The 12,003-nt window shown below is 52.2% G+C and carries 8 protein-coding genes; 1 reads left to right on the top strand and 7 read right to left on the bottom strand.

Translation table 11 applies throughout. From position 1 onward, the window contains the following. Positions 1 to 113: 113 nt before the first annotated feature. The 4 genes from OHJ21_RS24990 to OHJ21_RS24975 form a co-directional block, all read right to left on the bottom strand. Entirely contained in the window at positions 114 to 728 is a 615-nt protein-coding gene (locus OHJ21_RS24990) for an alpha/beta hydrolase (protein WP_486021436.1), read from the bottom strand. 512 nt (positions 729 to 1,240) lie between these two features. After that, on the bottom strand, positions 1,241 to 1,948 hold the full coding sequence (locus tag OHJ21_RS24985) for a PIG-L deacetylase family protein (RefSeq protein ID WP_486021435.1): 708 nt from the start codon (positions 1,946 to 1,948) through the stop codon (positions 1,241 to 1,243). A gap of 36 nt (positions 1,949 to 1,984) precedes the next feature. Further along, complete coding sequence (locus tag OHJ21_RS24980) at positions 1,985 to 2,941, bottom strand: GNAT family N-acetyltransferase (protein WP_486021434.1); 957 nt, start codon at positions 2,939 to 2,941, stop codon at positions 1,985 to 1,987. A 319-nt stretch (positions 2,942 to 3,260) separates the two neighbouring features. Next, entirely contained in the window at positions 3,261 to 4,406 is a 1,146-nt protein-coding gene (locus OHJ21_RS24975) for a serine hydrolase domain-containing protein (RefSeq protein WP_486021433.1), read from the bottom strand. A 433-nt stretch (positions 4,407 to 4,839) separates the two neighbouring features. Here OHJ21_RS24975 and OHJ21_RS24970 point away from each other — a divergent pair, with 433 nt between their 5' ends. After that, the gene (locus tag OHJ21_RS24970; RefSeq protein WP_486021432.1) at positions 4,840 to 6,981 is read left to right on the top strand and encodes an alpha-amylase family glycosyl hydrolase; all 2,142 of its coding nucleotides are present in this window, start codon (positions 4,840 to 4,842) and stop codon (positions 6,979 to 6,981) included. Between the two features lie 613 nt (positions 6,982 to 7,594). Here OHJ21_RS24970 and OHJ21_RS24965 read toward each other — a convergent pair. The 3 genes from OHJ21_RS24965 to OHJ21_RS24955 form a co-directional block, all read right to left on the bottom strand. Continuing rightward, positions 7,595 to 9,631 carry a methyl-accepting chemotaxis protein gene (locus OHJ21_RS24965; protein WP_486021431.1) on the bottom strand — a complete coding sequence of 679 codons (2,037 nt, stop codon included), beginning with the start codon at positions 9,629 to 9,631 and terminating at the stop codon, positions 7,595 to 7,597. A gap of 129 nt (positions 9,632 to 9,760) precedes the next feature. Further along, positions 9,761 to 10,603, bottom strand: coding sequence for a sugar ABC transporter permease (locus OHJ21_RS24960; RefSeq protein ID WP_076325595.1), 843 nt, complete (start codon positions 10,601 to 10,603; stop codon positions 9,761 to 9,763). Beyond that, positions 10,603 to 11,916, bottom strand: a complete 1,314-nt coding sequence (locus tag OHJ21_RS24955) for a sugar ABC transporter permease (protein WP_100540305.1) — start codon at positions 11,914 to 11,916, stop codon at positions 10,603 to 10,605. Before OHJ21_RS24955 ends, OHJ21_RS24960 begins: the two co-directional genes overlap by 1 nt. Positions 11,917 to 12,003: the final 87 nt, after the last annotated feature.

Here is a 12,003-nt window from a genome sequence, read left to right as displayed (position 1 = left end):
GGGTTAAGTATAAAAAAAATACCGCCAACGCATTGACGGTATTTTGATCATATTCGCTTTCATTTTTACTTGATTAGACAGGGAACGCATCATGGATCTTGGCATGCCCGGTATTACAGGAACTTCTCCTTAAACCAGGAAGCGGCCATCCCGACCTCTGCACGGCTGAGCTGATGCCCCCCGTTCTCCCAATGCAGCTTCACGTCCGCGCCTGCCCCGCTCAATAGCTCGTTCAGATCCTCGCTCTCCTGCGGCGTGCACATCGGATCGCGCCGGCCGGCCGCGATGAAGACCGGTACGCCGGTCAAATCCGGCAAGGTTTTATCCCGCAGCGGAACCATCGGATGGTGGAGGATGGCCCCCTGCAGCGCGTCCCCTTCGTGGAACAGCAGGCTTGCGGCAATGTTGGCGCCATTTGAATACCCGACTGCCACGATGCGGCTGCGGTCAAAATCGTACTCGGCGGCTGCCCAGTTCAGGAATTCATTCAGATCGTTCGTGCGCTTCACGAGATCCTCTATATCAAACACGCCTTCGGCCAGGCGCCGGAAAAATCTCGGCATGCCGTTCTCCAGCACGTTCCCGCGGACCCCGAGCACATTCGACGTTGGCGAGATCATCTCGGCCAGCGGCAGCAAATCCTCCTCGTTCCCCCCGGTACCGTGCAGCAATAGTAAGGTTGGTGCCTCCGGGGAAGTTCCCTGGCGGTAAATATGCGTATGTTCCATGTGTTTATAGTCTCCTTCCGATTGGTGATAAGGTTAGATTTCCGTTTGACACCATTAATGTTAGAATGCCCTGGAATAGCTCAATAGGACCAAGGGCAGCCCTAAAAACCACATCATAAATTAGGTCGCAATCCCCATCAAAGGTTGCCCTAATATCCTGTTATAATATCTTTATTTTAAGATTCTTTAAATACATCATACCATGGATTTTAAAAAATGCAACAGCCGACCCTCCCCCTCCACGCCAGAGCTGCAATCGGAAACGCTATATCGCCCGTAGCCTGTGTATCACAACCGGTGACGAACAAAACGAAAAGAGAGGACGCCTCCACTATGGAAGACTTCCTCTCCTGTTTGTATTCTCTATATATGATTCCGTACGTGTTCCCCCGTAACATCACTCATTATATCAAAAGATAGGTATAATGTCAGTGGATGTTTTGGCATTTCTCACAATTTTTTTGTGATTTCATTAGGTATTATTCCAGTTGTCTGGATGTAAAACCATATATTTAGAAAAATTGTAATCGTTTAGTTAACGCGCCTCTCGGAACGGCAAAGGCTTGAGCCCGCTTGAAGTTCACCGGAGCCCCCCGCACGATCGTGAGCGCTTTGTAATATTCGATGAACGGGAAGCCATAGGTTTCCCCGCGCGCATAAGCGTACACGTTCATGGCTCTCACCCACGTTTCATAGGCTTCGTCCGGAATATCGATGAATACCTCGGGATGAAAATCATACGGGTCCTCCCAATTGTCCGCATAGTATAAATGCTGGGCATAGTGGGCCAGAAGCTCCCGTTCAATCGTCTTCAGCCCCGCATAGAAGCGGGCGTCCTCCACAATGTAATGGGTATTGGAGTGGTCCTTATGAATGCTCTCCTTCCAATGCGTAATGATGATATCCGGCTTCACTTCCCGTATGACGTCCGCTACCTGATATTTCACTTCCTCATCAAGCGGCAGCTCGGCATCCTTGTAAGCAAGGAAGCGGACATCCGCGCCAACGATATCAGCAAATTGGTGAGCTTCGTCAATCTTCTGCTTCGCGTACTCCTCGGGCGTCAGTCGAGGGTGTCCCTTCTCCCCCGGCGTTAAATGAAGAAACGTTGCTTTGTGGCCAGCCTGCGTGTATTTAGCGATTACGGCTCCTGCCGTTAGATCCATATCGCCCGCATGTCCGCCAATCGCCAAAATATGATGCTGCTTTGCTTCCGTCAAATCGGATCTCCCCTTTTGTATGAAAAGTAGTAGAATCTATTGAAGCGGCTTGCTCATAATATCGAACCGGCGCGTCACGTGAAATCCGGCTTTGCGGTACAGATGTCCTGCGGGGCTTTGCTCACCCGTCCAGAGGAACCAGGCACCGTGCAGTCCTTGAGCCCGCATGAGAGCAAGGCAATCATATAATAGGATTTTGCCGAGGCCCTTCCCTTGCATCGACGGGTCTACGCCAAACGGACCGAAGCGTTCAGTCACACCTTCATATCCGTTATGCAGGCAGAATCCCACCAGCTTTCCTTGATCGCGCGCGATCAGGATCTGATCCGTTCTTAGTCGCTGCACCAGTCCCTCACGAATCGCCCGGCCCCAATCCGGGTTAAACACGTCCGTCGCAAACTCGATCAGCTCCACCAAATCGCTGTCCTGGGCCAGCGTGAAGGTAAAGCCTTCTTCCTCTCGCTGCCGCTTCAGCTCCGTTACCTCCGGCGGCATATGAAAATCGACCAGGGAGCGATCCATCGCCACCGCCGTGTAATTGCGGGTAAAGCCGCTGGCCGCAAGCCACCCCAAGCCTTCCGGATATCGCTCGCCATCGATGCCCGGCACGATATAATTCGGGGCATACGAGGAGAAAAAGACTTTGCTGCGCCCATGACCGCGAAGATAGTCTTCGCCTTCCTGCAGCAGCCGCGACGCTACACCCTGTCTTCGAACCGACGGATCGGTATAGAAGAAGGTGATCCAGCCGTGATCCGGCTCCAGCTCGGTGCCGATCATCGGCAGCCTCCGGCGCACCGCATACAGGACGCCCACCATGCGGCCCTCCTGCTCTGCAATCCGCAGTCCCTGCGGATCAAAGTTCGGATCGAGCAGCACCAAATTCCGAAAGCGGAGCCGGGTGATGGGATCTCCCGGCAGGCAGGCGTTCCACAGCGCAGTGATACCGTCCTCGTCCCCAGGCCGGTAAGACCTGTAGGTTAAACTCGTCATTGCGTATTCCCTCCTTATTGTCGTAAGTCCTTGGATTGGCTGCGATTGCCGCAAAACGGCGTGCAACCGGTTCATCTTAATTAACCAAAATATTTCATGTACTGGGCGGTACATCTATTTACAAGTTCCATAAATGAACCGGCTCAATTTGGTTATTGCTAATGTCCATCCGGCGTCATATTGCCTCCCGATTGCCGCTGCCCCTGCCGAATTGAACGACGGTTATTGTGTACATCGTGCGTACTACTCCCTGTGCACACGGCGCATGGTCCGGGGCATGCCTGGATGGCTGTCAACCATACGCCGCCGCATCCCCGTCTCACCATGCCACGGCTCCCGTCAGCGCGTTGTGGACCTGTGCGCGCAGCTGAGCCACGCTGCTGCTCCGCCCCCCGTATACGCGGTTTGTCAGCAGAACGACCGCAAGATCCAACTCGGGATCGATCCACATGCTGGTTCCGGTAAATCCGGTATGTCCATAACAGCCAGGACCCATCCAATCACCGGAAGCATCCATCTTATCCCCTTTCAGTACCCACCCCAGACCACGGTTGGAGCCATGCATATGTCCTGTATGGGTACGAGTGGCCGCAACAGCCCCAGCCCGAGATAAAATGCGGGATTCCCCGCCCTCCGCCTCTGGACTCGCCGTTGCCGGGATCGCCCCTTGCTCCAGCCACATTCGCGTGTACTGCAGCAGATCGCCTGCTGTGGCAAACAAGCCGGCATGGCCGCATACACCACCCAAGGCCCGGGCCTTCTCGTCATGCACGATCCCGCACAGATGATCCTGGATGGTATCCTCATACTCCGTTGCAGCATAGCGGCCGGGCTGTTCCGGCGAAGGAGTCAGTGTAGCCTGACGCATGCCCAGCGGATCCGACACCCATCGCTTAAACGCTTGGTCCAAAGGTAGTTCGAGCGACCGTTCTATGATGCGTCCAAGCGTCAGATATCCCAAGTCGCTGTAAATCACTTCGGTATCCGGCTTGGTCACGAGCGGTGCTGTAAGAACGGCGTTCCACATCTGCTCCCTGTCCCAGCCATGGGAATGCAGGTTCATATCCGCCTGAAGCCCGGAAGTATGCGTCAGCAGCTGGCCTACCGTAACTTCTTCTTTGCCTGCCGTTCCGAATGGAGGCAGAATGTCACTCACTTTTGTGCTTAAGGTCAAGATTCCCTCATCGATCAATTGCAGAATCAACGGGAGCGTAACCACCACCTTGGTTAAGGATGCACAATCGTATAACGTATCCTCGCTGACAGGCACAGGCTGCCCCTGCGCTGGCTTGGGATTGGCATAGCCGGCTGCGTAGAACCATTCCCTGCCTTCATGCAGAACGCCCAGTACGGCACCCGGTGTCGTACCCGCGGCTATTTCGCGTTCAATGGCGGTGCACGCCGCTTTCACTCCCTTGATTGCCAAGCCCAGCTGCTCTGCACCGACTTCCGCGCTGCTCGCCATCCATCTTCCTCCTTTGCTGCAAGCCTTAAGTTTGGAATACTGAATAACAGACACATCATTTAAATCCACAGCGCCTTTGAAAATGTAAACGTTTCCTAGACCTATTATATGACCTGTAAAATTTTGTTTCAATAATAATTAGCAATAATAAAATTTAATTTCACCATATCCTACATACATTTTCCTTTTATTTGGATATTACGTATTGACACTTGAATTCGCTTTCATTTACAATATTGTTGAAATCAAACACTCGCATAATTTAAGGGCCATGCATTCCGTAACCGCACACCCGGTATGGAACAACCCCGGTTTCTCTACAGGAGATTCCGGGGTTTTTTGTTGCCCGATTTTGTATGGGAGGTGATGCTCAAGCAGCCGATAAGCTAGTAAAACCAACCTTCTCTATATCAACTACATAGGAGGAATTACGATGAAAAAGTTTTACAAACTGACAACCGCTCTTGCCCTTAGCTTGTCCCTGGCCCTGAGCTTGCTCGGCCCAGCCCATGCAGCCCCGGATACTTCGGTATCCAACAAGCAAAATTTCAGCACGGATGTCATTTATCAAATCTTTACGGATCGTTTCTCCGACGGCAATGCGGCCAACAACCCGACCGGACCTGCCTTTGACGGTACCTGTACTAATCTAAGGCTGTACTGCGGCGGTGACTGGCAAGGGATCATTAACAAAATCAACGACGGCTACCTGACCGGCATGGGCGTTACCGCCATCTGGATCTCCCAGCCTGTCGAGAACATCTACAGCGTCATCAACTATTCCGGCGTGAACAACACCGCTTATCATGGCTATTGGGCCAGAGACTTCAAGAAAACGAATCCGGCTTACGGCACGATCGCCGATTTCCAGAATCTCATCGCTGCCGCTCATGCCAAGAATATTAAAGTCATCATCGACTTCGCACCGAACCACACCTCTCCCGCTTCTTCGGACCAGCCGTCGTTCGCGGAGAACGGGAAGCTGTACAACAACGGCACCCTGCTCGGCGGATACACAAACGATACGCAGAATTTGTTCCATCATAACGGGGGCACCGATTTCTCGACGACAGAGAACGGGATTTACAAAAACCTGTACGACCTTGCTGACCTGAACCACAACAACAGCACCGTGGATACCTACCTGAAAGATGCCATCAAAATGTGGCTCGATCTGGGCATTGACGGCATTCGAATGGACGCGGTGAAACATATGCCGTTTGGCTGGCAGAAGAGTTTCATGGCCACCGTTAACAACTATAAGCCGGTCTTCACCTTCGGCGAATGGTTCCTTGGCGTGAACGAAGTGAGTGCCGAAAACCATAAGTTCGCCAACGAATCCGGCATGAGCCTGCTGGACTTCCGTTTCGCACAGAAGGTACGCCAGGTATTCAGGGATAACACCGACAATATGTACGGTCTGAAGTCCATGCTGGAGGGCTCGGCAACCGATTATGCCCAAGTGGAGGATCAGGTCACATTCATCGATAACCATGACATGGAACGTTTCCACGATAACAACGCCAACCGCCGGAAGCTGGAACAGGCCTTGGCCTTCACGCTTACCTCACGCGGGGTGCCGGCCATCTATTACGGAACCGAACAATACATGTCCGGCGGGAACGATCCTAACAACCGGGCACGGATTCCTTCGTTCTCTACGACGACTACCGCTTACCAAGTAATTAAAAAGCTGGCGCCGCTGCGTAAATCCAATCCGGCCATCGCCTATGGAACGACGCAGGAGCGCTGGATCAACAATGATGTGCTGATCTATGAACGTAAATTCGGCAACAACGTAGCGCTTATCGCTGTAAACCGTAACGTGAACACGCCGGCTTCCATTACCGGCTTGGCGACTTCATTGCCTGCCGGCAGCTATGCCGACGTGCTGGGCGGACTTCTGAACGGCAACAGCTTGACCGTTGGCTCAGGCGGAGCGGCTTCCAACTTTACGCTGGCTGCCGGCGGTACGGCCGTATGGCAGTACACCACCGCCGTGACTACGCCAACCATCGGGCACGTAGGACCGATGATGGCCAAACCGGGCGCAACCGTCACCATTGACGGCCGCGGCTTCGGCGCAACCAAAGGCACGGTATACTTCGGCTCGACGGCCGTAACGGGCGCTAACATTACGGCATGGGAAGACACGCAGATCAAAGTGAAGATCCCTGCGGTTGCCGGTGGTGTATATAACATTAAAGTCGCCAATAGCGCTGGCACTTCAAGCAATGTGCACGACAACTTCGAAGTGCTGACCGGGGATCAAGTCAGCGTCCGGTTTGTCGTGAACAATGCCACCACCGCGCTCGGACAAAACGTGTACCTGGCAGGCAGCGTAAGCGAGCTTGGTAATTGGGACCCGGCCAAAGCCATCGGTCCGTTATATAATCAGGTCATCTATCAGTACCCGACCTGGTACTATGACGTCAGCGTGCCTGCTGGCAAAACCATTGAATTCAAATTCCTGAAAAAACAAGGCTCAACGGTAACGTGGGAAGGCGGATCAAACCATTCCTTCACCGCTCCAACGAGCGGCACGGCCACGATTAATGTAAACTGGCAGCCGTAAGCCCGCCGTATGCTACCACTTCGGATGCGAGCCGACAGCTGTTAGCACGCCGCATGCTACCACATCATAACCGCTCCGGCGAGCGGCACGGCCACCATTAGTGCGAAGCAGTGGCTGCAACCCATAGGCTTTTGCTAAGAGCAGCACCTAAACAAAACCAGCTCCGGGAATTGTCCCAGAGCTGGTTTTTATTCATGCAGTTCATAATTCCAGGCAATAGCATATTACGCACGAAGCACCTCAACGTTCCCTGCACTGCATGAGCGATTCCCAAAGGGAGAGTGTCCCAGCAGGTAGTAACTCAACAAGCAGACGGGGCAACTCAACGATCCCTCGCTATATCCCAGCACTCCCGAGTAACACGCTACCAACAAAAAGCCGATGAAGATGTTCCCCTTCATCGGCTTTTTGTCCATCCCCTCCCACACCCTAGGCGTAAATGGTTGTACGCATAGCACGAAGCAGCGGAGAGGACGAATCGATTCCGGAAAAACGATAGTGGTCGCCTTTGCCCCCGATTTTCTACTGCAGAATTATAATCCCAAGAAAATTGGGGGCAACAGCGATTGGAGGAACGATACGTACTCGCAGCGTCTCACTATACAAAAACTATTTACGTCCTGAACATCACCAATGACTTGCGCAATCCCTCCGACAGCTCCTCCAAGCGTGAAGACAGGGCAACCAGCTTCTCGCTCACCTTGAACTGCTCGGATGACATCGAAGCAACCTCCTCCGTGGCGGCGCTCGTCTCTTGCACAATCGAGCTCGCCTCCGAGATCGAGTCGGTCAGAGTAAGCTGGGAACCGATCAGTACCTCTACCGAACGGGTCGATTCGCGGATCTCGGTTAAAAGAGCATCCATCTCGTGGCGAACATGATCAAATACGCCCTGAGCTTCCTGAACCGAATGCAGCTGCTCGTCAAAGAGCGGTGATGCCGACGTCAATGCATCAACAGAGCCTTGCACTTCAGTCCGGATATCCTTGATCATCGCGCCTACGGTATGGATCGATTCCTTGGAACGATCCGCCAAGCTCCTCACTTCATTGGCTACGACCATGAAGCCGCTGCCTGCTGCCCCCGCACGGGCCGCTTCAATCGTCGCGTTAATGGACAGCACATTGGTTTGATGCGTGATCTCCGACATCAGCTCCAATATTTTGTGAATCGACGCGGTATTATCCTTCAGCTTCTCCGCATTCTGGACGATGGCCCGGTTCACCTGATTAATCCGCGTGGATTTTTCCACCAGATTATCCATATGCCGGGCACCCTCTCCCGTCACCCGAAGCACCCGATCAGCCGCTGCCCCCATCACTTGATTCGAATCCGAAACCTTGCTCATCTGGACGCCAATGTTCTCAGCCAGCTGATTCTCCCGTTCGGCTTCCATCGCCAGGCTTCCGCTTCCTTGTGCAATCTGCTCCATGGCCGATGCGATTTCACCTGCCGTCAACGAGGTTCCCTTCGATGCTTCCGCCAACTCCTCCGCCGTTACCAGCACTTCCTTCGCGGAAGCATTCGTCTGATCGACCAAAGCCGAAATTTGCCCCATCATCCGGTTGAAGCTGTGGCCGAGACGGCCAATTTCATCCGCCCGCCGGAACTCCGTCCGAACCCTCAGATTCCCCTGCTCTCCCTCTTCCATCAGGCTGCACATCTGGTTCAGCGGGCGGCCGATGGAACGCATCATATAATAGCCGATCAGTACCGCAATAAGGATCGCGGCCACAATGACCACAAGCGTCACGGCCAGCAGTTTGTCCGTGGCTTGCACGAAATCGCTAACGGGAGCAAAGCCGACCATATGCCAAGGAGCCGTCTTCAGCGGCGTATACACCACCATCTGCTCGTCGGCGGTGTAATAAATCCCTCCTTCTTCGGCCTCTTGAGGAACCGTAATTGTGGACGGCTGCATCAGCTGGGCCGTGTCCATGTCGTGCACGATCCGGTTGTCATCGGCCACGATTCGCATCTGCCCGTTATTCCCTATTTTTAAATTCGCCAGCACCTCTCCGACCGCCTCGTCCTTGATATCGATCAGCAGGATGTACTGCGCGTCCGGATTCTTCAGGTTTTTCAGCAATCTCCCCATCGTCATGGTGGCGGTTTTCTCGTTCTCCATAAAGCCTTGCACCTCTGTCGGGAACCATACCGGTTCGCCATCGGCCTGTATAATCCGGTCAATCTTCGCCTTCACGCTATCCGCGGATGACATGCCCGATAAGCCCGTGGAGTTATAGGAGCTTTGAGCTTGAAGATTGGGCGCAACCAGACGCATGCCCTGCAGACGTTTATCCGAGGATGCCATCCCGTTCAGCTTCTCACGGATTCGGTTCTCGGCCTGCGTTTTGTCCCGAATGCCGATATCCGCAGTACTCACCGTAATGAGATCCTCGCGAAGCACCGTATCCAAGGCCCACTGACGGGAAGCGGCTTCATATTGGGCCAGCAGAAAATCCAGCTTGTCCGCCGCCTGCATCATCTGCCCCGAAGTCGCTTCCGACACCTGATCCATCACCGTGTCCTTGGAGATGAAATACGATAATATGCCCAACGCTGAGGATAACAGCACGATCGTGGTAAAAAAGATAACAAACAGCTTCATCCCAACTGCTTTGAATTGAAAACGTCTCATCATGTTCATATGTAGATGTCCCCCTGCATCGATGTTTAAATGCAAAAAGACACAGCTAGCGGTTACCGGCTGTGTCTCTTCGATGTTCTCTCTATCTATCTGTCTAATGATGAATCCATACGATTAGCTATCCGTACCTTACCCTTTGCTTGCACCAGCCGTCATGCCATCGACCAGCAAACGCTGCAGGAACACAAACAGCAGGGTGATCGGCAGTGCGATCAGTACCGATGCGGCAGCGAACAGCGTAAAGTTACTGTCCTGAGTCGAGTTGACGAGATCCCACAAACCGACGGCGAGCGTCCAGTTTTCTTTTGTCCGGAGCACGAGTCTGGCAAAGATAAAGTCTACCCACGGACCAACGAACAGGGTCAAGCCCATATACGTGATCATCGGCTTCGACAACGGCAGAATGATTTTGCGGAAAATCTGGAAGTTGGTGGCTCCGTCGATCTTCGCCGCTTCATCCAAGCTTCGCGGTATCGTATCCAGGAAGCCCTTCATGATCAGGGTTCCGCCTAGCGGTGCCCCAGCCGCATACACGATAATCATCGCCGCATGCGTGTTCAGCAGATCCAGGGAGTTCAGCAAGATATACAGGGCGATCATACTCATGAAGCCCGGGAACATCCCCAGCACGAGAATGACCGATAGCGCATTCTGCCGGCCTTTAAACCGGAACCGGGATACCGCATAGCTTGTAAGCAGGACAAGAATGGTCCCGATAATCATGGAGAATATCGCAATTTTCAACGTATTCATGTACCACGTGCCAAACAGAAAGCTTTGGGACGTAAACAATTCTTTATAATGACTGAGCGTAAAAGATTCTGGAATCAAGGATTTGCTGTACAACGACTTTCCGGGACGGAAAGAGGCCAGAATAATCCAGAGCGCCGGGTAAATACAACCGATCGCGATGATGACAAGCGTAATGTAACTTGCCGTCAGGCGAATCGCATTTCTCATTTTAATTCCCATTATTGGATCATATCCTCCTCTTTAAAGGATCTGGTTCTGCGATAATTGTAAATCGAGAAGGTCGCAATAATCATGAAGATGATGATACCGATGGCCGATGCCATGCTGTAGCGCTGCTGATCAAGGGTCAGTTTATAGAGCCAGGTTACCAGCAGGTCCGTCGCCCCCGCATATTGATAGTCACCCACAACCGGGTTACCGTTCGTCAGGAGGAAAATCAAGTTAAAGTTATTAATGTTACCGGCAAATTGCGTAATCAGTACCGGTGCCGTCGAGAACAAAATCATCGGCAGGGTGATAATTTTGAATTTCTGGTATCCGGTCGCCCCATCCACATCGGCCGCTTCATAAAGATCCTTCGGTATTGTAGTCAGGACACTCATGACAAGTAGCATGGATACCGGAATACCTACCCACATATTGACGATAATAACGGTCACTTTGGCCCAGACCGGATCGGTCAGCCATGGCAGTCCTTCCAAACCGAAATATCTTAAATACTGGTTGATCGGTCCGAATTGTCCGTTAAACATATTACGCATCACGAGCAAAGAAATCAGCTGCGGAATCGCATATGGAATGATCAGAATGACACGCCATACGCCTTTGAAACGAATTCCTTTTTGTTGAATAAGCAATGCAACGAGCACACCGCCAAAATACGTCGTTACCGTGGCCAACACAGCCCAGATGATCGTCCAGGTCAGGACGCCGAAGAAGGTGTGGCTCCACGATTTCAATGCGACGAGATTGGTGAAGGTTTTGAAACCGACCCAGTCAACCAGATTCGCCGGCGGCAGATTGTTTGGTGCGGAATAGTTCGTAAACGCCAGCATGACCATGAAGATAATCGGCATAACCGTAAAAAACAAAATACCGATGGCCGGCAGTGTCAGGAAAGATTGCGCAAATTTCCATTCAAAAATATAGTAAAGGGTCTGTCTGAAATTGTTGGGTTTCACACCCTGTTCCCTTAGTTTTCCAGCGTTATATGCGTTTTTGATATTGGCATAATACCCAATAAGAAAAAGCGCAAACATAATCATGGTGATAAGTCCTTCAATCAGCAGATTGATGGAATGGTCACCTGCTACCATTTGGGTTAATCCGTTGACTTTCTCTAAATGGCTTCCCTGTTCCCCCAAAGTTGTCATTCCCCAGATGGCATCACCCAGGTTGTTGATGAAGTAATACAGACTGAATATACCTACGATAAGTAAAAGAACGCCTTTGATCCATTGCCGGTTGTAAAGCTGACCCAGACCCATACAGATGGCTGATAATACGGCTGCTGTCGTACGATGTTGACGCATGCTCCCTCCATTCTCCTCTCCATATAATCGAGGAATCACCCGCCGGTTGTTCGGCGGGTGAACTTCTTCATCTATCTCGCATTATAT

Origin of the sequence: Virgibacillus sp. LDC1, assembly GCF_025792345.1 — a bacterium.
Taxonomy (GTDB): Bacteria; Bacillota; Bacilli; order Paenibacillales; family Paenibacillaceae; genus Paenibacillus_AQ; species Paenibacillus_AQ lautus.
This window is presented reverse-complemented; position numbering and strand designations above follow the sequence as displayed.

What these genes read in the sequence shown, in the direction of transcription:
- OHJ21_RS24955 (WP_100540305.1), bottom strand. Translation starts at nt 11,916, where the DNA reads ATGCGTCAACATCGTACGACAGCAGCCGTATTATCAGCCATCTGTATG.
- OHJ21_RS24980 (WP_486021434.1), bottom strand. Translation starts at nt 2,941, where the DNA reads ATGACGAGTTTAACCTACAGGTCTTACCGGCCTGGGGACGAGGACGGT.
- OHJ21_RS24960 (WP_076325595.1), bottom strand. Translation starts at nt 10,603, where the DNA reads ATGGGAATTAAAATGAGAAATGCGATTCGCCTGACGGCAAGTTACATT.
- OHJ21_RS24970 (WP_486021432.1), top strand. Translation starts at nt 4,840, where the DNA reads ATGAAAAAGTTTTACAAACTGACAACCGCTCTTGCCCTTAGCTTGTCC.
- OHJ21_RS24990 (WP_486021436.1), bottom strand. Translation starts at nt 728, where the DNA reads ATGGAACATACGCATATTTACCGCCAGGGAACTTCCCCGGAGGCACCA.
- OHJ21_RS24975 (WP_486021433.1), bottom strand. Translation starts at nt 4,406, where the DNA reads ATGGCGAGCAGCGCGGAAGTCGGTGCAGAGCAGCTGGGCTTGGCAATC.
- OHJ21_RS24965 (WP_486021431.1), bottom strand. Translation starts at nt 9,631, where the DNA reads ATGAACATGATGAGACGTTTTCAATTCAAAGCAGTTGGGATGAAGCTG.